Annotated in this window: 25 protein-coding genes; 13 read left to right on the top strand and 12 right to left on the bottom strand. The window is 71.5% G+C overall.

Features of this window, described 5'->3' with window-relative positions; translation table 11 throughout:
• Positions 1–139: 139 nt before the first annotated feature.
• The 5 genes from ACY34K_RS18175 to ACY34K_RS18155 form a co-directional block, all read right to left on the bottom strand.
• The gene (locus ACY34K_RS18175; RefSeq protein WP_462748230.1) at positions 140–1,066 is read right to left on the bottom strand and encodes a hypothetical protein; all 927 of its coding nucleotides are present in this window, start codon (positions 1,064–1,066) and stop codon (positions 140–142) included.
• A 20-nt stretch (positions 1,067–1,086) separates the two neighbouring features.
• Positions 1,087–1,977, bottom strand: a complete 891-nt coding sequence (locus tag ACY34K_RS18170) for an ABC transporter ATP-binding protein (protein ID WP_462748228.1) — start codon at positions 1,975–1,977, stop codon at positions 1,087–1,089.
• Entirely contained in the window at positions 1,974–2,360 is a 387-nt protein-coding gene (locus tag ACY34K_RS18165; protein WP_462748298.1) for a GntR family transcriptional regulator, read from the bottom strand. Before ACY34K_RS18165 ends, ACY34K_RS18170 begins: the two co-directional genes overlap by 4 nt.
• A gap of 108 nt (positions 2,361–2,468) precedes the next feature.
• Positions 2,469–2,666 (bottom strand): hypothetical protein, encoded by a 198-nt coding sequence (locus ACY34K_RS18160; RefSeq protein WP_462748227.1) that lies wholly within the window; start codon positions 2,664–2,666, stop codon positions 2,469–2,471.
• Positions 2,663–2,920: a hypothetical protein gene (locus ACY34K_RS18155; RefSeq protein WP_462748225.1), complete on the bottom strand. Its 258-nt coding sequence runs from the start codon at positions 2,918–2,920 to the stop codon at positions 2,663–2,665. The genes ACY34K_RS18160 and ACY34K_RS18155 overlap by 4 nt, the downstream gene beginning before the upstream one ends.
• 184 nt (positions 2,921–3,104) lie before the next feature.
• Between ACY34K_RS18155 and ACY34K_RS18150 the strand changes: the two genes are divergently transcribed.
• The gene (locus tag ACY34K_RS18150; RefSeq protein ID WP_462748223.1) at positions 3,105–3,341 is read left to right on the top strand and encodes a GntR family transcriptional regulator; all 237 of its coding nucleotides are present in this window, start codon (positions 3,105–3,107) and stop codon (positions 3,339–3,341) included.
• A 106-nt stretch (positions 3,342–3,447) separates the two neighbouring features.
• On the opposite strand, the gene mshD is transcribed toward ACY34K_RS18150, so the two are convergent.
• Positions 3,448–4,383: a mycothiol synthase gene (mshD, locus tag ACY34K_RS18145; RefSeq protein ID WP_462748221.1), complete on the bottom strand. Its 936-nt coding sequence runs from the start codon at positions 4,381–4,383 to the stop codon at positions 3,448–3,450.
• Between the two features lie 190 nt (positions 4,384–4,573).
• Here mshD and ACY34K_RS18140 point away from each other — a divergent pair, with 190 nt between their 5' ends.
• Together ACY34K_RS18140 and ACY34K_RS18135 are read left to right on the top strand one after the other, a co-directional pair.
• Complete coding sequence (locus tag ACY34K_RS18140; RefSeq protein WP_462748219.1) at positions 4,574–6,388, top strand: bifunctional metallophosphatase/5'-nucleotidase; 1,815 nt, start codon at positions 4,574–4,576, stop codon at positions 6,386–6,388.
• A 95-nt stretch (positions 6,389–6,483) separates the two neighbouring features.
• Positions 6,484–7,356, top strand: coding sequence for a phosphatidylinositol-specific phospholipase C (locus ACY34K_RS18135; protein ID WP_462748217.1), 873 nt, complete (start codon positions 6,484–6,486; stop codon positions 7,354–7,356).
• Here ACY34K_RS18135 and ACY34K_RS18130 read toward each other — a convergent pair.
• The 5 genes from ACY34K_RS18130 to ACY34K_RS18110 all read right to left on the bottom strand — a co-directional run bounded on the left by ACY34K_RS18130 (position 7,336) and on the right by ACY34K_RS18110 (position 12,411).
• A complete protein-coding gene (locus ACY34K_RS18130) occupies positions 7,336–8,748 on the bottom strand; it encodes a sensor histidine kinase (protein WP_462748214.1) in 1,413 nt (470 codons plus the stop codon). The genes ACY34K_RS18135 and ACY34K_RS18130 overlap by 21 nt on opposite strands.
• Positions 8,745–9,470, bottom strand: coding sequence for a response regulator transcription factor (locus tag ACY34K_RS18125; RefSeq protein ID WP_462748213.1), 726 nt, complete (start codon positions 9,468–9,470; stop codon positions 8,745–8,747). Before ACY34K_RS18125 ends, ACY34K_RS18130 begins: the two co-directional genes overlap by 4 nt.
• A 19-nt stretch (positions 9,471–9,489) precedes the next feature.
• Positions 9,490–10,482: a S1C family serine protease gene (locus ACY34K_RS18120; protein ID WP_462748211.1), complete on the bottom strand. Its 993-nt coding sequence runs from the start codon at positions 10,480–10,482 to the stop codon at positions 9,490–9,492.
• A 105-nt stretch (positions 10,483–10,587) separates the two neighbouring features.
• Positions 10,588–11,616 carry a LacI family DNA-binding transcriptional regulator gene (locus tag ACY34K_RS18115; RefSeq protein WP_462748209.1) on the bottom strand — a complete coding sequence of 343 codons (1,029 nt, stop codon included), beginning with the start codon at positions 11,614–11,616 and terminating at the stop codon, positions 10,588–10,590.
• A gap of 24 nt (positions 11,617–11,640) precedes the next feature.
• A complete protein-coding gene (locus ACY34K_RS18110; RefSeq protein ID WP_462748206.1) occupies positions 11,641–12,411 on the bottom strand; it encodes a response regulator transcription factor in 771 nt (256 codons plus the stop codon).
• Positions 12,412–12,632: 221 nt separating this feature from the next.
• Here ACY34K_RS18110 and ACY34K_RS18105 point away from each other — a divergent pair, with 221 nt between their 5' ends.
• From ACY34K_RS18105 to ACY34K_RS18070, 8 genes are all read left to right on the top strand, one after another.
• Positions 12,633–13,457, top strand: a complete 825-nt coding sequence (locus tag ACY34K_RS18105; RefSeq protein ID WP_462748205.1) for an alpha/beta hydrolase family protein — start codon at positions 12,633–12,635, stop codon at positions 13,455–13,457.
• A gap of 45 nt (positions 13,458–13,502) precedes the next feature.
• Positions 13,503–13,757 carry a MoaD/ThiS family protein gene (locus ACY34K_RS18100; RefSeq protein WP_462748203.1) on the top strand — a complete coding sequence of 85 codons (255 nt, stop codon included), beginning with the start codon at positions 13,503–13,505 and terminating at the stop codon, positions 13,755–13,757.
• A 10-nt stretch (positions 13,758–13,767) separates the two neighbouring features.
• Positions 13,768–14,988, top strand: a complete 1,221-nt coding sequence (locus tag ACY34K_RS18095) for a hypothetical protein (protein ID WP_462748201.1) — start codon at positions 13,768–13,770, stop codon at positions 14,986–14,988.
• 95 nt (positions 14,989–15,083) lie between these two features.
• On the top strand, positions 15,084–15,773 hold the full coding sequence (locus ACY34K_RS18090; protein ID WP_462748199.1) for an LmeA family phospholipid-binding protein: 690 nt from the start codon (positions 15,084–15,086) through the stop codon (positions 15,771–15,773).
• 220 nt (positions 15,774–15,993) lie between these two features.
• Positions 15,994–16,074, top strand: a complete 81-nt coding sequence (locus ACY34K_RS18085) for a putative leader peptide (protein WP_350497993.1) — start codon at positions 15,994–15,996, stop codon at positions 16,072–16,074.
• A gap of 167 nt (positions 16,075–16,241) precedes the next feature.
• Positions 16,242–17,081 carry a sulfurtransferase gene (locus ACY34K_RS18080; RefSeq protein ID WP_462748198.1) on the top strand — a complete coding sequence of 280 codons (840 nt, stop codon included), beginning with the start codon at positions 16,242–16,244 and terminating at the stop codon, positions 17,079–17,081.
• A gap of 40 nt (positions 17,082–17,121) precedes the next feature.
• Positions 17,122–17,409, top strand: a complete 288-nt coding sequence (locus ACY34K_RS18075; RefSeq protein WP_462748197.1) for a DUF1416 domain-containing protein — start codon at positions 17,122–17,124, stop codon at positions 17,407–17,409.
• Between the two features lie 46 nt (positions 17,410–17,455).
• Positions 17,456–17,776: a DUF3099 domain-containing protein gene (locus ACY34K_RS18070; RefSeq protein ID WP_462748195.1), complete on the top strand. Its 321-nt coding sequence runs from the start codon at positions 17,456–17,458 to the stop codon at positions 17,774–17,776.
• 10 nt (positions 17,777–17,786) lie between these two features.
• Here ACY34K_RS18070 and ACY34K_RS18065 read toward each other — a convergent pair whose 3' ends face one another.
• Positions 17,787–18,152: a DsrE family protein gene (locus ACY34K_RS18065; protein WP_462748194.1), complete on the bottom strand. Its 366-nt coding sequence runs from the start codon at positions 18,150–18,152 to the stop codon at positions 17,787–17,789.
• A 240-nt stretch (positions 18,153–18,392) separates the two neighbouring features.
• Between ACY34K_RS18065 and ACY34K_RS18060 the strand changes: the two genes are divergently transcribed.
• The gene (locus ACY34K_RS18060; RefSeq protein WP_462748192.1) at positions 18,393–18,965 is read left to right on the top strand and encodes a heme-binding beta-barrel domain-containing protein; all 573 of its coding nucleotides are present in this window, start codon (positions 18,393–18,395) and stop codon (positions 18,963–18,965) included.
• Between the two features lie 109 nt (positions 18,966–19,074).
• Positions 19,075–19,512, top strand: coding sequence for a Fur family transcriptional regulator (locus ACY34K_RS18055; RefSeq protein ID WP_462748190.1), 438 nt, complete (start codon positions 19,075–19,077; stop codon positions 19,510–19,512).
• Positions 19,513–19,517 lie beyond the last annotated feature (5 nt).

The raw sequence follows: 19,517 nt of genomic DNA, 5'->3' as shown, positions 1-19,517 counted from the left end.
CGGACACGGCGGGCTTCATTCACCGAGCGTCGCAAGCGTGTCTGAATGGTTGGTAACGGCGATGTGACGTGCTGGGTGCGGGCGGGCGGCCGGACCCCCGTCCCGGCCGCCCGGCCGCACCCTTTTCCGGCCCGCCCGGTCAGGCGTGGAGGCGGCGCAGCACCCGGAAGGCGATCACCGTGACGACGCCGGTGAGGGCGAGGACGATGCCGGTCTCGACGAGCTGCATGGGCCAGAAGTGCGACGGGGGGTGGGTGAGGGCGTACCACTCCCGGGAGCCGGCCACCGCCCGGCACTTGTCCGGCCCGGCGCCGGTGGGGCTCCAGCAGTCCTGGACGCGGACACCGGCCGGGGTCAGCATGCCGTTCTCCAGCTGCCAGGCGCTGTTCCCGTACTCGGCACGGGAGCCGCTCGACCTCCAGAGCGCGGGCGGCCACAGCTTCTCCCGCCACGTCTCGGCGGACAGCATGATCAGTCCCGTGACGGCGAGGGCGACGCCTCCGGCGGGCAGGGCGCGCCGCAGGAGCAGGCCCGCCAGTGCGCCGGTGACCAGGGCCAGCAGGCCGTAGGCGAGGACCGTGGGGCCCAGCGAGAGGTAGACGTCGGTGTAGTGCCACTCGTCGGGCATGGCCCCGGGGGCGGAGCTCCGCACCCAGCGGTACAGCACGGAGAGCGCGCTGAGGCCCGCGACGATCAGGACGGCGGGGACGGCGAGGTTCGTGGCGAGCCAGCGGAACGGGGTGACGGCCTGCGTCCAGGCCAGGCCGACCGTGCCGCGCTGGAACTCCGCGCCGATCAGGACGGCCCCCGCGTAGAACGCCACGACGAGGGGGGACCACCCGATCGCGGTGGCGGCGAGACCGATGTCCGCGGAGAAGTCGAAGCCGAGGGGCGGGGGGAAGGGCGGGCAGAACGGCAGCCCGGAGCCGGCCGAGCCGCACCCTCCCGCCCGCTCCTTCTCCATTCCCGCCGCGCGCAGCCAGACCAGGCCGGCGGCCGAGAGTGTGAAGAGTGCCCCGCACAGCAGCAGCGCGGCACGGTGCAGTCGGAGCACGGTCCAGGTCATCCCTGTGACGGTCGGGGCGCTCATGCCGCGGTCGCCGTCCCTTCCGTGCTCGGGGTCAGCAGGGGCGGGGCCTCGGGGGAGCGGAGATGGGCGAGCAGGAGTTCCTCCAGGGACGGCCGCGCGGTCTGCCAGGCGGTGGTGTCGACCGGGCCGTCCTGGCGTATGAGCGCGGTGAGTTGACGGCCGGTCGTGCGGGAGTCGACGACGGTGTGCGGGGTGAGGTCGGCGATGGGGCCGGTGACGAGGGTGTGGGCGGTCAGGATGTCGTCGATGTCGCCACCGAGGCGGACCCGGCCGCCGTCGACGAAGAGCAGGTGGTCGCAGGCGCCCTCCAGTTCGCCGAGGATGTGCGACGACATCACCACGGTCGTGCCGCGGTCGGCGGCGTCCGCCATGAGCGTGCCCATCAGCTGGTGGCGGGCGAGGGGGTCGAGGTCGGCCATCGGTTCGTCCAGCAGGAGCAGTTCGGGCCGCTTGCCGAGGGCGAGGGCCAGGGCGAGTCGGGTGCGCCGGCCGCCGGAGAGGGTGCGGACGCGGGAGGCGGGGTCCAGCCCGCCGGCCGTGACGACGCGGGCCGCCGTCTCGGCGTCCCAGCGGTCCGGGTTGAGTTCCTCGCCCATGCGCAGGGTCTGTTCGACCGTCAGTTGCGGGTGGAGCGGCTTGTCCTGGGCGACGTATGCGACGCGGGGGCGGGCCGTGGCCGGGTCGGTGCCGAGAACGCGGACGCTGCCCTCGTCGGGGCGCAGCAGGCCCGCGGCGAGCGCGAGGAGCGTGGACTTGCCGGCGCCGTTGGGGCCCACGAGGGCGCAGACGCGGCCGGCGGGCAGCCGGAAGGTGCAGCCGGACAGGGCCGGTGGGCGGCGCCGTCCGTAGTGCTTGGCGAGGCCGTGGGCCTCCAGGGCACTGGTCATGTGTCGTCCCCCTCGTAGATCCGTTCGAGTACGGAGGTGAAGAGTGCCGCCACGTCGTCCCGCTCCAGGCCCGCCGCGCGGGCGCGGGCGACCCAGTCGGCGAGTTCGGCGCCGAGCGGGGAGTCGGCCGGGGCGCTGCCCAGGGTCCTCCGTACGAAGGTGCCGAGGCCCCGGCGGGCCTCGACGAGGCCTTCGCGTTCCAGTTCGCGGTAGGCCTTGAGCACCGTGTTCGGGTTGATGGCGGTGGCCTCGACGACCTCGCGGGCGGTCGGCAGCCGGTCTCCGGGCTCCAGCAGACCCAGGCGCAGGGCCTGCTTGGTCTGCTGGACGATCTGCAGATAGGTGGCGACCCCGCTGCGCCGGTCGATGCGGTACTCGACCACGTTCCCCTGCACCACCCTTTCACTAAGCAAGTAGTGAAAGCATGATCAGGGGTGGGGGGTGCTGTCAACCGGCAACGCAGCCGGGGTGGTTGCAGGGGGTGGGCCGGGCTACGGCTCCCGGAGCGGGGGCAGCGGAACGAGGGTCCAGGCCCGGGCCCTCCAGGACCCGGTGACGTACTCCCCGCTGAGCGTGTACCACCCGTGCCGGTCGACGGGCCCGGCGATGACGGCGACCTTCATGCGGGAGGTGTCGATGACGCGGGTACCGGCGGCGAGGCGGGCCGGGCGCGGGTGGTCGGCGGTCATGCCGCCGCCTCGGCGAAGACCTGCTGGGGCCCGAGAGCGCGCAGGTACGGCCGCACGAGCGCGCTCGCCTCGCCGTCCAGCGGCAGGTCGAGCCCGTACGGCGAGCGGGGTACGGGCAGGAGGGCGCGCACGGGGCGCGGGCGGTCGGGCCGCGGCGCCCGCAGCGCGGGTCGCGCCCGGTGCCGCCCCGTGGCGCGCGGCGGCGCGAGCAGGAGCCTCGCCCGGAGGGCGAGCGCGAGGATAAGGTCGGTCATGTCGGTCTGCTCCAAGCGCGGATCGGCCGCGCCCCGGGACGGTTGCAGCCGTCGCCGGGGCTCTTGCTCTCAAAGCGTACCCATAACTGCGTCCCTCTGCACCCCACTGCGTCCCCCTGCGTCAGGACGCGGTGAGACGCGTCCTCACGATGCAGGTAGCACAGGGACGCGTCACTGTGGAGGGATGAGTGATGGTCTCCCGCGCTACGAATACGTGAAGCTGGCAGATGTCATTGCCGCCGAGATCGCATCGGGCAAGCTGCCGAAGGGTGCGGCCCTGCCCGGCGAGCGAGCCATGACCGACCTGTACGGCGTGAGTATCGGCACTGTGCGCCGCGCGATCGCCGAACTCAGGAGCCGCGGCCTTGTCGCCACGCTGCCGGCGAAGGGCACGTACGTGATCGGCTCTTCCGACGAGTAGCACGACACGAGCGGCCCCCGGCAACGCGCCGGGGGCCGCTCGTCGTTGCGCGGCAGCGGGGCGGGCAGGGGCGCCGCCGAGGCGGCACCCCTCCCCGCCGCCCCGCTCAGGTCTCCGAGCGGTACATCAGGTCCACCTCGTGCGTCGAGAAGCCCAGCCGCTCGTACATCGTCACGGCCGCCGTGTTGTCGGCGTCCACGTAGAGCATCGCCGTCGGCAGGCCCTCGGCGGCGAGGTGGCGCAGACCGATCGCGGTCAGCGCCTTGCCGAGGCCGGTGCCCTGCGCCTCCGGCAGGATGCCGACCACGTACACCTCGCCGAGTTGCTCCTCGGCGTGGACCTTCGTCCAGTGGAAGCCCACGATCTCGCCGTCCGACTCCCGTACGGCGAGGAAGAAGCCCTTCGGGTCGAACCAGGGTTCGGCCTTGCGGTCGTCCAGGTCGCGCTGGGTCAGCGAGCCCTGCTCGGGGTGGTGGGCGAAGGCGGCGGCGTTGACGGCGAGCCAGGCCGCGTCGTCCTCGTCCGGGACGAAGGTCCGCACGGTGATGCCGGCCGGTACCACCGGCTCGGGGATGTCCAGCGGGACCAAGGGGCGGCGGAGCTGGCGCAGTTCGCGGAACAGGGTGAGGCCCAGGACCTGGGAGAGGTGCCGGGCGGCCGACTTCCCGCCGTGCGCCCACACGCGCAGCCGCTTCCCGGAGGCGGCCATGAGGGCGGAGCCGAGCGCCCGCCCGTGGCCCCGGCCGCGGTGCTGGGGGTGTACGACCAGTTCGGCGGCCGGGGCCTCCACGGGGTCGGTGTCCTCCAGTTGGGCGTAGCCCACCAGGTCGCCGCGGACGGTGAGCAGCAGGTGCGACACGCCTTCGCGCCGCCCGCCGCGCAACTGGAGCCGCCCCTGCTCGGAGACCGCCTGCATCCCGTCCGAGCGGGCGGCCTCGGCGAGGAGGGCGAGGACGTCCTGGGCCTGCTGGTGCGAGAGCTCGTCCAATGTGTCGATACGTCGGCCCGGCTCGATGGCCGGTACGGGCGCGTCTGTCGTCATAGTCACGAGCGTACGGCGACCGCCCGGAACAGCACCGCAACCGGCCGACCGGGCGAAGGCAACCAGCTCGTAACCCGCCACCCCCTGTTGTGCTACGCGCGTTGACCCTAGGCTTCGCTCGGCACATCTACGTGCACATGACCACTCCGACGCACAAGAGCGTTCCTTGCTGAAATCAACGAGGGGACAGATGTCAGCGACACCGCAGAAGAACCGCGCGGCCCGGCGGATACTCGCCACCGCCGCCGGACTCGCCACCGCCGGCGCCATGGTCGCCGCCCTGCCGGCCGGCGCCGACGACCGGGGGAACGGACACGACAGCCCCTACGCCTCCGGCCGCACCGTCGACGTACAGCTGCTCTCCTTCAACGACCTGCATGGCAACCTGGAGCCGCCGGCCGGTTCCTCCGGACAGGTCACGCACACCCACCCGGACGGCAAGACCGAGAAGATCGACGCGGGTGGTGCCGAGTACCTCGCCACGCACCTGCGGGAGGCGCGCAAGGGCAACCGCTACTCGGTGACCGCCGCCGCGGGCGACATGATCGGCGGCTCGCCGCTGCTGTCGGGCCTCTTCCACGACGAGCCCACCATCGAGGCGCTCAACAAGCTGAAGCTCGACGTCACCTCGGTCGGCAACCACGAGTTCGACGAGGGCGCCAAGGAACTCGCCCGGATGCAGAAGGGCGGCTGTCACCCGACCGCCGGCTGCTACGAGGAGGGCAAGACCTTCAAGGGCGCGAAGTTCCCGTTCCTCGCCGCCAACGTGACGAACGAGAAGACCGGCAAGCCGATCCTCGACCCGTACTTCATCTGGCAGAAGAACGGCGTCAAGATCGGTTTCATCGGTGTGACCCTGGAGGGCACGCCGAACATCGTCACCGCCGACGGCGTCAAGGGCCTGAAGTTCGGCGACGAGGTCGAGACGATCAACAAGTACACGAAGATCCTGGAGCGCAAGGGCGTCAAGTCGATCGTCGCCCTGATCCACGAGGGCGGCGCCCCGGCCTCCCCGTCGTACAACTACAACTGTGACAGCCCCGGCCCCGGCGACGGTGTGTCCGGCCCGATCGTCGACATCGCCAAGAACCTGAGCCCGCAGGTCGACGCGCTGGTCACCGGCCACACGCACCAGGCGTACGTGTGCACCATCCCGGACCCGGCCGGCAAGCCGCGCATGGTCACCTCGGCGGCCTCGTTCGGCAAGCTGTACACGGACACCACGCTCACCTACGACCGCCGGACCAAGGACATCGTCCGTACGTCGGTCGAGTCGGCGAACCACGTCGTGCGCCGTGACGTGCCCAAGGCCGCGGACATGACCTCGCTGATCGAGCGGTGGAACAAGCTCGCCGCCCCGATCGCGGGCAAGCCGCAGGGCTTCATCTCCGCCGACATCAACGGCCGTGGCTCCACCGCGTACGAGAAGCCGCTCGGCGACCTGATCACGGACGCCCAGCTGGCCGGTCTGTCCCCCGCGGACAAGGGCGGCGCGCAGATCGCGCTGATGAACCCCGGCGGTATCCGTTCCGACCTGGTGTACAAGGCGTCCGGCGGCGAGGGCGACGGTGTGGTGACCTACGGCGAGGCGTTCACCGTCCAGCCGTTCACCAACATGATGAACGTCGTCGACCTGACCGGCGCGCAGCTGATCGCCGCGCTCCAGCAGCAGGTCAGCGGCTCCAACGAGGCCTCCCCGAAGATCCTCCAGGTCTCCAGGGGCTTCACGTACACGCTCGACATGACGAAGACGGGCGCGGCCCGGATCGACGTGGCGTCGGTCAAGCTGAACGGTGAGGCGCTGGACCCGGCCAAGACCTACCGCGTCGCGATGAACGAGTTCCTCGCGGGTGGCGGCGACGGCTTCCCGGCCCTGGCCCAGGGCAAGAACAAGCTGGTCGGCGCGTCCGACCTGGACGTCTTCAACGCCTACCTGGCGGCGAACTCGTCGGCGACCTCGCCGATCGCGCCCCCGGCGGCGGACCGGATCACGGTCGTCCAGTAAGGCGACGGCGGGAGCGGGGTGGCGGCCCTTCACGGGTTTCGCCGCCCCGCTCCCTTCTCTGGTGAAGTTGACGTGAACCCGTCATACTCCGCGCCATGGATCTGGACCGACGGAGCTTTCTCGCGGGTGCCGCCGCCGTATCCGCCACCGCCCTCCTGGGAGCGTCACCGGCCCGCGCCCGGACACGCGTCCTCGGCACCCAGGACTGGATGGCCGCCTTCGGCGACGCCACCCCCCTGCGGGCCCTGACCATCCCCGGCACCCACGACTCCGGGGCGCGGTACGGGGGCCCGTGGGTGGCCTGCCAGAACACCACCATCGCCCAGCAACTGGACAGCGGCATCCGCTTCCTGGACGTACGGTGCCGGGTCACCGGCGACGCCTTCGCCATCCACCACGGCGCGTACTACCAGAACCTGATGTTCGGTGACGTCCTCGTCGCCTGCCGCGCCTTTCTCGCCGCCCACCCCTCCGAGACCGTCCTCATGCGCGTCAAGCAGGAGTACTCCGAGGACTCCGACACCACCTTCCGGCGGATCTTCGACCTCTATATCGACACCAAGGGCTGGCGGCCCCTCTTCCGGATCGGCGACGGCCTGCCGTCGCTCGGCGAGGCCCGGGGCAAGGTCGTGCTCCTCGCCGACAACGGCGGTCTGCCCGGTGTGCGGTACGGCGACGGCACGCTGTTCGACATCCAGGACGACTACATGGCCGAGCCCGGCGCCAAGTACCCCAAGATCGAGGCGCACTTCCGCAAGGCCGCCGCCCAGCCCGGCAAGCTCTTCGTCAACCACGTCTCCACATCCGCCCTGCTGCCGCCGCGCTGGAACTCCGACCGGCTCAATCCCCGCGTCCACAGCTTTGTGGACGGCGCCGAGGCGAGCGGCTGGAGAAGCCTCGGAATCGTTCCCATGGACTTCCCGAACACCCGGGACGGGCTCGTCGCCTCACTGATCCGGCACAACTGAAGCGGTGGAGGGCGGTGGTGTCGGCGCGCCCGGCAGACGGATCACCGCGCGCGTGCCGCCGCCCTCCGCCGCGAACAGCGCGACCTCGCCGCCCGCCTGCCGCACCGTGCGGGCCACGATGGACAGGCCCAGTCCCGAGCCGGGCAGACTGCGCGCCGACGGGGACCGCCAGAACCGCTCGAAGACATGCGGCAGCTCGTCGGGCGCGATCCCCGGCCCGTGGTCGCGCACGGACACCTCGCCGCCGGAGAGAGCCACTTCGACCGTCCCGCCCGGTGGGGAGAACTTCACCGCGTTGTCCAGGACGTTCACCAGCGCGCGCTCCAGCCCGGCGGGCTCCGCCCGTACGTACCAGGGAGCGAGCGCGGCCGTGATCGTCAGCTCCGGGCCGCGCAGCCGCGCCCGCTCCAGCGCCGTGCCGAGGATGTCGTGCAGCGCGACCACCTCCAGCCGGCCCGGCGTCACCGCGTCCGGCCGTGCCAGCTCCTGCAGATCCCCGATCAGCGCCGCCAGCTCCGCCATCTGCGCCTTCACCGACGCCAGCAGGGCGCGCCGGTCCTCGGGCGGGATCGCGCGGCCGGTCTCCTCGCTGCGCGCCAGCAGCTCGATGTTGGTCCGCAGCGACGTCAACGGGGTCCGCAGCTCGTGCCCGGCGTCGGCGATCAGCTGCGCCTGCCGCTCGCGGGAGGACGCCAGGGCGGCGGTCATGGCGTTGAACGACCGGGACAGCCGGGCGATCTCGTCCTCCCCCTCGGCGGGGATCCGGACGGTCAGGTCCTCGGTGCGGGCCACGTGCTCGACCGCGCCGGTGAGCCGGTCGACCGGCTTCAGCCCGGTCCTCGCCACCCACAGCCCGGCCGCGCCGGCCCCGACGACCCCGATGCCGGCGAGGACGGTGAGGAGGAGGGCGAGCCGGTTCAGGGTGGAGTCGATCTCGGTGAGGGGGCGGGAGACGGAGACCACCGTGGGCCCCTGCCGCATGGTGTGCACACGGACCGGGATGCCGTTGTCGGTGGTGCTGTCGTGGAGCGAGTCGTCCTGGAGGCCGCCCGCGACCCGCACGTCCTCGGGCCGGACCTTCACCGGCTCGTAGTACGGCGGCACGCAGCGCTGCCCGTCGCCCAGGACGACCTGGATGTACGCGAAGCTCCGGCGCCCGGACGGCTGCTCCACCGGCCGCGTCCCGCACGACGCCAGGGCGTCGCGGACCGTGCCGCTCGGGGCGCTCGTGTTCCGCAGCGACGTGTCGAGCTCGTTCTTCAGCTGCGCCCTGGTGACGAACCAGCACGTCACCGAAACCGCCGCCACCGCCACCGCGACCGCCGTCGCCGTCAGCAGGGCGAGGCGCGAGCGCAGGGGGAGTGCCCGGAAACGGGCGACCGGTCCGGTCACCCGTCGCCCCCGCCGCGCAGCACGTAGCCGACGCCGCGGACCGTGTGCACCAGCCGCGGCTCGCCCCCCGCCTCGGTCTTGCGTCGCAGGTACATCACATACACATCCAGGGAATTGGAGCTCGGCTCGAAGTCGAAGCCCCACACGGACTTCAGGATCTGCTCCCGGGTGAGGACCTGCCGCGGGTGCGACAGGAACATCTCCAGCAGCGTGAACTCCGTACGGGTCAGCTCCACCCGCCGCCCCGCGCGGGTGACCTCGCGCGTCGGCAGGTCCATGTGGAGGTCCTCGAACGTCAGCACGTCACCGCCCGGCCGCGGGCCCGTGGCCGCGGCCGCGTAGGAGCTGCGCCTCAGCAGTGCCCGGATCCGCGCGAACAGCTCGTCCAGCTCGAACGGCTTCACCAGGTAGTCGTCGGCGCCCGCGTCCAGGCCGGTGACCCGGTCGCCGACCGTGTCGCGGGCGGTGAGCATCAGGATCGGCACGGTGGAGCCGGCGGCGCGGATACGGCGGGCCGCGGTCAGCCCGTCCATCCTCGGCATCTGGATGTCCAGCACGATCAGATCGGGCTCGTAGGCCTCCCGCTTCGCGAGGGCGTCGATCCCGTCGACGGCGACCTCGGTGCCGTACCCCTCGAAGGCGAGGCTGCGCCGCAGCGCCTCGCGGACGGCGGGTTCGTCGTCGACGATCAGGATGCGGTCGGCGTCAGCGGTTGCGTTCATGCGGTCAGCGTCGCACGGGTCACGAGCCGGAGCGGAGGTGGTCCAGGTCGGCCTTGACGGTGTTGATCGGGATGGCGAAACCGAGGCCGACGCTGCCTGCCGTGGAGCCGGTGGCGGAGCTCGGCGAGTACATCGCGGAGTTGATCCCGATGATCTCGCCGGCCATGTTGATCAGTGCCCCGCCGGAGTTGCCCGGGTTGAGCGAGGCGTCGGTCTGGATGGCCTTGTACGTCGTCTTGGACGAGCCCGTGTCGCCGTTGAACTGGCGGCCGCCGAACTCGAAGGGCCAGCCCTGGTCCGAGCCCTGCGGCTGCTGCGGGCGGTCCTCGTCCTTCGAGACGGTCACGTCGCGGTCGAGGGCGGAGACGATGCCGCTGGTGACGGTGCCGGTCAGGCCCTCGGGGGAGCCGATCGCGACGACCTCTTCGCCGACGCGTACCTTGCCGGAGTCGCCGAGCGCGGCGGCCTTCAGGCCCTTGGCGCCCTTGAGTGCGATCAGTGCGAGGTCCTTGTCGGGATCGGTGCCCACGATCTCGGCGCGGTAGCTGCTGCCGTCGCTGAGCCGCACTGTGATCTCCGAGGCACCGGAGATCACATGGTTGTTGGTGACGATCTCGCCGTCCCCGGTGATGATCACCCCGGAGCCGGTGGACCGGCCGGCGGAGGAGTTCGCGCTGATCTCCACGATGCTGGGGGAGACGGCCTGGGCGACACCGGCGACGGTGCCCTTGCTGGACCGGGAGACGCTGGTGCCGGTCACGCTGTTGCCGCCGCCGGTGACCTGCTCGCCGCCGGCGAGCCGCTGCACGAGCGTCGCGGTGCCGCCCCCGATCACGGCGGCGGCGATCGCGACCGCGGAGATCAGCGCCACCGGCCGCCGGGCACGGGCCTGGCGGTGCGACGCCGGTGCGTACGCCGGCGGGGGCGGGTAGGCGTACGTCCGCTGCTGCGGGTACTGCGGTGTCCGCGGCTGCTCGAACTCGTCGCCGCTTCGGCGGTAGTGGTCCGTCATGCCGTCGACTCTCCGAGCCGTACATGAGAACTGCCTGAGGACGCCCTGAGAGTAGGGGAAGAGTCTTGTATGCCCCATATAAAGGGCTACAGGCCGTTACAAGAGCTACAGGCCGTTGCAACCGCATGATCGGCGCACTATCAACGCCGAGGGGAACTGCTTGACCCGTTCCCGGCGCGAGCCGGCCACGCGCAGGCCGTCGTCGAGGACCAGATCCACCGCCGCCCGGGCCATCGCCGGGCGGTCGGAGGAGACCGTGGTGAGCGGCGGGTCCGTCAGCGCGGCCTCCTTCACGTCGTCGAAGCCCGCGACCGCGAGGTCCCCGGGAACGTCGAGGCGCAGCTCGCGCGCCGCGCGCAGGACACCGATGGCCTGGTCGTCCGTGGCACAGAAGATCGCCGGCGGCCGGTCGGGGCCGGACAGGATCTTCAGGGCGGCCTCATAGGCGTCGTAGCGGTTGTACGCGGCCTGGAACAGCCGGCCGTCGACCGAGCGGCCGGACTCCAGCATGGCCCGGCGCCAGCCCTCCACGTGGTCGGCGACCGGGTCGCCGACCGCCGGGGTCGACTCGATGCCGCCGAGACAGGCGACGTACGCGTGGCCGTGCTCCAGCAGGTGGCGGGTGGCGAGCTGGGCGCCGCCGATGTCGTCGGTGACGACCGCGACGTCGTCGATCGCCTCGGGCCGCTCGTGCAGCAGCACCACGCGGGCGTCCCAGGCATCGATCTCCTGGGCGGCGCGCTCGCTCGGGCCCTGGCTGACCAGGATCAGTCCGGCGACCCGCATGCCGAGGAAGGCGCGCAGATAGTGGACCTCACGCTCGTCCCGGTAGTCCGAATTGCCGACGAGGACCATTTTCCCGCGGTCGGCGGCGGCCCGTTCGACCGCGTGCGCCATTTCGGCGAAGAAAGGCTGCCGGGCGTCCGGGACGATCATGCCTATGAGGTCCGTGCGCCGCGAGGCCATCGCCTGCGCGACCCGGTCGGGCCGGTAGCCCAGCTCCTTGATCGCAGCGAGTACCCGCTCGCGCGTGGCCGGGGCGACCGGCCGGGGTCCGTTGTTGATGACGTAGCTCACGACGGCGGTCGAAGTACCCGCCAGTCGCGCAACGTCGTCCCGCGTCACCTTGGCCACGCGCGGCAGTCTACGCGGGGTGACCTACCTCTGGGCAGGTCGTACGGCGGCTTCCTCGATCTCTTCGGCTTCCGCCGTACGGGCGACGGCGGAGGCCTTGGCCTCTTCGGCCGCCCTTTCGACCTTCTCCGGCGTGACGAAGCGGTAGCCGACGTTCCGGACGGTGCCGATCAGCGACTCGTGCTCGGGGCCCAGTTTGGCACGCAGCCGCCGTACGTGGACGTCGACCGTCCGGGTGCCGCCGAAGTAGTCGTAGCCCCAGACCTCCTGCAGGAGCTGGGCGCGGGTGAAGACCCGTCCCGGGTGCTGGGCCAGGTACTTCAGCAGCTCGAACTCCTTGAAGGTCAGGTCCAGGACCCGGCCCTTCAGCTTCGCGCTGTACGTCGCCTCGTCGACCGACAGGTCGCCGTTGCGGATCTCCATGGGGGAGTCGTCGGCGGTGATCTGCTGGCGGCCCATGGCGAGCCGCAGCCGGGCCTCGACCTCGGCGGGGCCCGCCGTGTCGAGCAGGACGTCGTCGATGCCCCAGTCGGCGGTGACGGCCGCGAGACCGCCCTCCGTGACGACGAGGATGAGCGGGCAGCCGGGTCCCGTGGACCGCAGCAGCTGGCACAGCGACCGCACCTGGGGCAGGTCACGCCGGCCGTCGACCAGGATCACGTCGGCCCCCGGGGTGTCGACGAGCGCCGGGCCTTCGGCGGGGGCCACCCGCACGTTGTGCAGCAGCAGACCGAGTGCGGGGAGCACTTCGGTCGACGGCTGGAGGGCATTGGTCAGGAGCAGCAGTGAGCTCATCACCGACCACCTGCCTGAGTCGGACGGTCTTGGTGCACGGTTCGCTCGCCCATAACGTCGGTTCCTCCTCGGTCCCTGCGAGGACGTTGCGGCACTGCTTCGTACGGTGGCTCCCGCGCGCCTTGAGAGCCTTTGTTCACCTGCCTGTAACAACGGCGGGAAAACACAAAAGGACCCGGGGGCTGCGTCGCCCGGATCCTCTGCCCAGCAGAATAGCCCACATGAGTTCGGAGCCGGAGGGTCCATTTCACAGTGTGGATGTTTCCTCGATCACGCCCAGCCCCCTGAGCGCAACCCTTCGGACATCTGACGGGGTCCGTATCGAGGCCCGTTACGAACCGTCGGCGGGCGCGGACGCCCGCACGGCCATTGTGCTCGCCCACGGCTTCACGGGCTCGGTCGACCGGCCCGCGGTCCGGCGCGCCGCCCGGGTCTTCGCCCGGTACGCGGCGGTCGTGACCTTCTCGTTCCGCGGCCACGGCGGGTCGGGCGGCCGCTCGACGGTGGGCGACCGGGAGGTGCTCGACCTCGCGGCGGCCGTCGCCTGGGCGCGGGAACTCGGCCACGCGCGCGTGGTGACCGCCGGCTTCTCCATGGGCGGCTCGGTGGTGCTGCGGCACGCCGCGCTGTACGGGGAAGCACAGGGGGCGCACGCGGAAGCGCGCACCGATGCCGTCGCGGCCATAAGTGCGCCGGCGCGCTGGTACTACCGCGGCACGGCTCCGATGCGCCGGCTGCACTGGGTGGTCACGCGCCCCGCGGGGCGCCTGGTGGGGCGGTACGGGCTGCGCGTCCGCATCCACCACCGCGACTGGGACCCGGTGCCGCTGTCCCCGGTGGAGGCCGTGCCGCTGATCCCGCCCACCCCGCTGCTGATCGTGCACGGCGACAGCGACCCGTACTTCCCGGTGGACCACCCCCGGATGCTGGCGAAGGCGGCGGGCGGCGCGGCGGAGCTGTGGCTGGAGCCGGGCATGGGCCATGCCGAGAACGCCGCCGACGACCGGCTCCTCGACCGGATCGCGGACTGGCTCACGCGCGCATAGCCCATCATGGAGGGCGGCGCGCACACGAACGAAGGGAGTGCCGCTATGGCAGCGGGAACCATCCGCTACTGGGCCGCGGCCAAGGCCGCCGCCGGGACCGCCGAGGAGCCGTACGCGGCGGAGAACCTGGCCGAGGCGCTGGACGCCGTCCGGGCGAAGCACCCGGGCGAGCTCGTCCGCGTCCTGCAGCGGTGTTCGTTCCTGGTCGACGGCGACCCCGTCGGGACCCGCGGTCATGAGACCGTACGGCTTGCCGAGGGCGGCACGGTCGAGGTGCTCCCGCCGTTCGCAGGAGGGTGAACCGCACATCATGAGCAGCGATCAGCAGTATCCGTACGGCTACCAGGACCCGAACGTCGCGCAGACGTGGGAGGGCCAGACCTGGGACACCCAGTACCAGCCCACGGTCCCGCCCGCGCAGCAGGCCCCGGCCGCGCAGCACCCGCAGGCCCCGCCCGCGCAGCACCCGCAGGCCCCGGCCGCGCAGCATCCGCACGCCCAGCATCCGCCCGCGCAGCATCCGCCCGCGCAGCATCCGCACGCCCAGCACCCGCACGCCCAGGCCGCTTCGGCGGCCGCCGAGACCGCGTACCTGCCGGCGCAGGGTTCGTACCCGCTGCCCCCGGAGGTCCCGGCGGCGTACGACACCCCCACCGCCCTCCTGCGGCCGGTGACCGCCGAGACCGCGCCGCCCGAACCGGCCGGGCCCGGGTCCGCGGAGACCGCCGCCGCGACGGCCGGCTACAGCGCCCCCACGACCATGGGCAACACCCGGATCACCGACGCCCAGCGGGCCCGGGCCGAGGGCCGCTCGCCGATCATCGCGCCGGGCATCCAGCCCGCCGCCCTGACCGCGCTCCTGGGTGTCCTGCTCGCCGCCGGCGCCGCGGTCGGCACGTACGCGCTGCTCGTCCCGCTGGTCCTGCTCCAGGCCGTCACGGCGGCCGGCTGGTTCCGGCTCAACGGCATGTGGCCCGCCCGCCAGGGCATCGCGCTCGCCTTCCTCGGCGGTGTGACCGCCGACGCCGTGCTGCTCGGCGCCGGCCGTGAGAACGGTCCGGCCGCGATCATCGGCACGCTCGGCGTGTGGGTGCTGCTGGTGTTCGTGCTGCAACTGCGCAGCCGGGCGGGAGCCGACGAGCGGCAGTACGGCCTGATGGCCACGGTCGCGTCGGCGGCGCTCGCCATCCTCGCGGCGGGGCACCTCGCCGCCGCCTCGGACGCGGTGGTCGTGGGCGCGTCGGCGGTCGCCGTCGCGACCCTGGCCCGTGCGCTGCCGCTGCCCGGCGCCGCGTCGGTGGTCGTCTCGCTGCTGGCCGCCGCGGGCGCGGGAGTGGCCGTCGGAGGCATGACGGACATCGGCTCCCAGGGGGCGCTGCTCGGGCTCGCCGCGGGGGTGTGCGCCCTGGTGGGGCTGAGGGTGGCCAGCTACGACTACCCGTCGCGGTTCGTCCACATGACGGCCGGGGTGGCGCTGCCGCTCGCCCTGGCGGCGCCGGCCGTGTACGTGCTGGGACGCGCGCTCGCGTGAGGGGCGTACGGGAACCAATCGGTTTCCCGAGTCGTCGATCATTGAGGTGACGGGGGAGGCCCCGCCAAGAATCAGGGGTGGGGGAACACCGGGTCATGCGTGCACTGCGAATACTGTTGATCACCGCCGTGATCCTCGGGGGCATCTTCGTCGTCGTGGACCGCATGGCGGTGAACTTCGCCGAGTCCGAGGCCGCCGACAAGATCCGGGCGAGCCAGGGAATGGCCGGGTCCCCGGAGGTCTCGATCAAGGGCTTCCCGTTTCTGACCCAGGTCATGGGCAAGGAGCTGGACCAGGTCGACATAAGCCTCACCGGCGTCGAGGCGTCCGCCGGCGGCCGCAAGGTCCGCGTCAGCGAGATGAACGCCGCACTGCACGACGTCCGGCTGGAGGACAACTTCTCCAGCGCCACCGCGGCCAGTGCCTCCGGCACCGCCCGTGTCTCGTACGCCGACCTCGGCAAGGCGTCCGGCGAGGACGTCACCGTCGCCCACGGCGGCAACGGCAAGGTGAAGGTCACCGGCACCGTCCGGGTCCTGGGCCGGGAGTTCACCCGCAGCGTGCTCTCCACCGTCAGCCTGGTCGGGGGCGACACGATCCGGGTGCGCGCCGACAAGGTGCCCGGCGAGGGCATTCCGGGCCTTGAGGATCTGGTCCGTGAGCGCACCGACTTCGACCGCCAGGTGGGCGGTCTGCCGGCCGGGCTGAAGCTGCAGAAGGTCGAGGCGCTGCCCGAGGGCGTGGCGATCACCGTCGGCGGGAAGAACGTGGTTCTGGCGGGCTGAGCCCGGTCGGCCCGATCGCCCGGTTCCGGGCCGGTTTTCCCCGCCCGGCCACATGCTGAGACGGAGCTGTCCGCTCCGTAGAAGACATCGCCGAGCGCCTCCGTGCGGCGGGCGGTGCCCTCCCCCTTCGAGGCGTCCTCGTCTCGCCTGGCGGACGATCGCGTCTCAGAATACGACACGCCGGTGACACGGCCGCCCGTCCGTCCCTACGATCGGACGCATGAAGCGACAGGCGGACCTCACGAAGCGGCGGGCAGTAGACCTGTGCCGCGTCGCCGCCATGCTCTGTCGCTCCGTCTGAGCGGGAGCCCGTCTCCCGCGATTCCCGGGCCTCCCGGTCGTCCGAGGCCCATCCCTCGTGCCGAAGCAGCCACGCACACCTGCACGTCTCGTACGTCCACGTACGCGAAGAGCTCCCGGCACCACCCTTGCCGCACCCCGCCGCACACTGCCCCGGAGGAGAACAGCATGAGCCGCAGCGACGTCCTTGTAGACGCCGACTGGGTCGAGGCCCACATCGACGACCCGAAGGTCGTCATCGTGGAGGTCGACGAGGACACGTCCGCGTACGACAAGAACCACATCAAGAACGCCGTCCGGATCGACTGGAAGCGGGACCTGCAGGACCCGGTCCGCCGTGACTTCGTCGACCAGGAGGGCTTCGAGAAGCTCCTCTCCGCGAAGGGCATCGCCAACGACGACACCGTCGTCCTTTACGGCGGCAACAACAACTGGTTCGCCTCGTACGCCTACTGGTACTTCAAGCTCTACGGCCACGAGAGCGTCAAGCTCCTCGACGGCGGCCGCAAGAAGTGGGAACTCGACTCCCGCGACCTGGTCGCCGAGGTGCCGCAGCGCCCGGCCACCGAGTACAAGGCCAAGGCCCAGGACACGTCGATCCGTGCCTTCCGCGACGACGTCGTGGCCGCGATCGGCAACCTGAACCTGGTGGACGTGCGCTCCCCCGACGAGTTCAGCGGCAAGCTGCTCGCCCCGGCGCACCTCCCGCAGGAGCAGTCGCAGCGCCCCGGCCACGTGCCGAGCGCCCGCAACATCCCGTGGTCCAAGAACGCCAACGACGACGGCACCTTCAAGTCGGACGAGGAGCTCAAGGCCCTCTACGAGCAGGAGCAGGTCGACCTGGCGAAGGACACCATCGCCTACTGCCGCATCGGTGAGCGCTCCGCGCTGACCTGGTTCGTCCTGCACGAGCTGCTCGACCAGCAGAACGTCAAGAACTACGACGGCTCCTGGACCGAGTACGGCTCCCTCGTGGGCGTGCCGATCGAGCTCGGCGCCAACAAGTAATCCGGACCTCCCGTCCCTCTCTACCCCTCAGGAGAAACCCATGTGTGGAGCACAGGCCGGCGGCCCGGACGCTTCGACGATCAAGCCCGGTGAGACCACGATCCAGGGCCAGGTGACCCGCAACGGCGAGCCCGTGACCGGTTACGTCCGCCTGCTGGACTCGACCGGCGAGTTCACCGCCGAGGTCCCGACCTCCGCGACGGGCCAGTTCCGCTTCTACGCGGCGGAAGGTACCTGGACCGTCCGGGCGCTCGTGCCCGGCGCCACGGCCGACCGCACGGTCGTCGCCCAGACCGGCGGTCTCGCCGAGGTCGCCATCGCCGTGTGACGGCGGCGACACGCCATACCGGCCGAAGGGCCGCACCTCCTGGGGGTTGGACGCTTACCGGGAACGAGGTGCGGCCCTTCGGTCGTACGCTGAAGACATGTACGCGCGGCGTCGGCACATCTACTTCGGGATGATGGCGGCCTGCCTGGTGCTGTTCGTGGGCGCCTGGGCCGTCGTACGCCTGTGGTCGATGCCCGCCGCGATCGCGATGTGCTTCGTGGCCATGGTCATCCCGCCGGTCGCGGCGATGATCGCCAACCGGCGGGGGCCCGAGGACCGCTGGTGGGACGACCCCTCGGGCGATCCCCAGTCCGACGAGTGGTGGGACGAACTCGACGGCAAGAAGCGCCGCCGGGGTGCCCCGTAGACGCCGGTGCCTAGTAGACGAGCGCCTGCGTGCCGTCGGCCATGGCCTCGCTGACGAAGACCTGCGCCCCGGCGATCCGCACGCCCTCCAGGACGTCCTTCTCGGTGATCTCACGGCGTGCCGCGCACTGCGTGCACAGCGTGATCCGTCCGCCGCCCGCGCGGATGCCGTCGATCAGGTCCGGCAGCGGCGCGGCGTGCGGCAGCTCGAACTCCGCCGCCCGCCCCGGCAGGGCGAACCACGACGACTCGCCGGTCAGCCACAGCGAGACCTCCACCCCGCTGGCCACGGCCACCGCCGCCACCGTGAAGGCCTGCGAGCAGCGCTCGGGGGCGTCGGCCCCGGCGGTCACCTTGATCACGAGCTTCTTCGCCATACGCCAAACTGTACGGGGCACCGAAGCGAACCTCACAGAGAGAGCCGGGCGTGCGCCCACTAAGCTGGGGTCCGGCCCGTTCCGCCCTTCACCGCTCATTCGAGGAGCACCCCGTGATCGTTTTCTTCGAAACGCTGCTGGTTCTGGTCTGCGTCGGCGTGCTCGCCTTCGCGGGTCTGACCGTGAAGAAGCTGTACCAGGGCCAGCGCTGATTCCCCCGACAGATCGTCTGAGCAACTCATGATCGAGATCCCGTCCGACCTGAACCCGGACCTCGTCCCCCTCGCGTTCCTCCTCGGCACGTGGGAGGGCGCGGGCGTCTCCGACTTCCCGGGCGCCGAGAAGTGCAACTTCGGCCAGTCCGTCACCTTCAGCCACGACGGCCGTGACTTCATCGAGTACCGCTCGTACTCGTGGGTCCTCGACGGTGAGGGCAACAAGGTCAAGCCGCTGGAGAGCGAGAGCGGCTACTGGCGCATCGACAAGGACCGCAAGGTCGAGATCGTGATGGTGCGCGACCAGGGCATCGTCGAGGTCTGGTACGGCGAGCTCGCCCACCAGAAGCCGCAGATCGACGTCGTCACGGACGCCGTCGCGCGCACCGAGGCCTCCGGCCCCTACAGCGGCGGCAAGCGGCTGTACGGCTATGTGAAGGGCGACCTGATGTGGGTCGGCGAGAAGGCGACCCCCGAGGTCCCGCTGCGCCCCTACATGTCGGCGCACCTGAAGAAGGTCGTCACCCCCGAGCAGGTCGAGGCCTGGGCGAAGGACCTCGGCGACCTGCCGGACGACGGCATCGCCTTCTTCAAGTAGGTCCCCGCCCCGTCCGGGCGGATCCCGGTCCGCGCGGGGATCCCGGTCCGCCCGGATCATCCCGGCGGATCACGAGGCTTTCCGGGTCGGTGCTCCTACACTGGAGCGCGTGGTGAGCACCGACTGGAAGAGCGACCTTCGGCAGCGCGGCTACCGGCTGACTCCCCAGCGCCAGCTTGTCCTGGAAGCGGTGGACGTGCTGGAGCACGCGACACCCGACGCGATCCTGGGCGAGGTCCGCAAGACCGCCTCCGGCGTGAACATCTCCACCGTCTACCGGACGCTGGAGCTGCTGGAGGAGCTCGGGCTGGTCAGCCACGCCCATCTGGGCCACGGCGCCCCGACCTACCACCTCGCGGACCGGCACCACCATCTGCACCTGGTGTGCCGGGACTGCACGGACGTCATCGAGGCGGATGTGGACGTGGCCGCGGATTTCACCGCCAAGCTCCGCGAGACGTTCGGTTTCGACACCGACATGAAGCACTTCGCGATCTTCGGACGGTGTGCGAAGTGCACGGAGAAGGCCACCGCTACCGGGTCGTAGTCTTA

The sequence above is a fragment of the Streptomyces sp. STAM6 genome, from assembly GCF_054963715.1.
The sequence above is the reverse complement of the archived record's forward strand: the minus strand, read 5'-3'. Positions and strand labels throughout refer to the sequence as shown.

Bases quoted from the DNA above. Each gene is read 5' to 3' on its own strand.
- ACY34K_RS18175 (WP_462748230.1), bottom strand. From the start codon at position 1,066: ATGACCTGGACCGTGCTCCGACTGCACCGTGCCGCGCTGCTGCTGTGC.
- ACY34K_RS18170 (WP_462748228.1), bottom strand. From the start codon at position 1,977: ATGACCAGTGCCCTGGAGGCCCACGGCCTCGCCAAGCACTACGGACGG.
- ACY34K_RS18160 (WP_462748227.1), bottom strand. From the start codon at position 2,666: ATGACCGCCGACCACCCGCGCCCGGCCCGCCTCGCCGCCGGTACCCGC.
- ACY34K_RS18155 (WP_462748225.1), bottom strand. From the start codon at position 2,920: ATGACCGACCTTATCCTCGCGCTCGCCCTCCGGGCGAGGCTCCTGCTC.
- ACY34K_RS18150 (WP_462748223.1), top strand. From the start codon at position 3,105: ATGAGTGATGGTCTCCCGCGCTACGAATACGTGAAGCTGGCAGATGTC.
- mshD (WP_462748221.1), bottom strand. From the start codon at position 4,383: ATGACGACAGACGCGCCCGTACCGGCCATCGAGCCGGGCCGACGTATC.
- ACY34K_RS18140 (WP_462748219.1), top strand. From the start codon at position 4,574: ATGTCAGCGACACCGCAGAAGAACCGCGCGGCCCGGCGGATACTCGCC.
- ACY34K_RS18135 (WP_462748217.1), top strand. From the start codon at position 6,484: ATGGATCTGGACCGACGGAGCTTTCTCGCGGGTGCCGCCGCCGTATCC.
- ACY34K_RS18125 (WP_462748213.1), bottom strand. From the start codon at position 9,470: ATGAACGCAACCGCTGACGCCGACCGCATCCTGATCGTCGACGACGAA.
- ACY34K_RS18120 (WP_462748211.1), bottom strand. From the start codon at position 10,482: ATGACGGACCACTACCGCCGAAGCGGCGACGAGTTCGAGCAGCCGCGG.
- ACY34K_RS18110 (WP_462748206.1), bottom strand. From the start codon at position 12,411: ATGAGCTCACTGCTGCTCCTGACCAATGCCCTCCAGCCGTCGACCGAA.
- ACY34K_RS18105 (WP_462748205.1), top strand. From the start codon at position 12,633: ATGAGTTCGGAGCCGGAGGGTCCATTTCACAGTGTGGATGTTTCCTCG.
- ACY34K_RS18100 (WP_462748203.1), top strand. From the start codon at position 13,503: ATGGCAGCGGGAACCATCCGCTACTGGGCCGCGGCCAAGGCCGCCGCC.
- ACY34K_RS18095 (WP_462748201.1), top strand. From the start codon at position 13,768: ATGAGCAGCGATCAGCAGTATCCGTACGGCTACCAGGACCCGAACGTC.
- ACY34K_RS18090 (WP_462748199.1), top strand. From the start codon at position 15,084: ATGCGTGCACTGCGAATACTGTTGATCACCGCCGTGATCCTCGGGGGC.
- ACY34K_RS18085 (WP_350497993.1), top strand. From the start codon at position 15,994: ATGAAGCGACAGGCGGACCTCACGAAGCGGCGGGCAGTAGACCTGTGC.
- ACY34K_RS18080 (WP_462748198.1), top strand. From the start codon at position 16,242: ATGAGCCGCAGCGACGTCCTTGTAGACGCCGACTGGGTCGAGGCCCAC.
- ACY34K_RS18075 (WP_462748197.1), top strand. From the start codon at position 17,122: ATGTGTGGAGCACAGGCCGGCGGCCCGGACGCTTCGACGATCAAGCCC.
- ACY34K_RS18065 (WP_462748194.1), bottom strand. From the start codon at position 18,152: ATGGCGAAGAAGCTCGTGATCAAGGTGACCGCCGGGGCCGACGCCCCC.
- ACY34K_RS18060 (WP_462748192.1), top strand. From the start codon at position 18,393: ATGATCGAGATCCCGTCCGACCTGAACCCGGACCTCGTCCCCCTCGCG.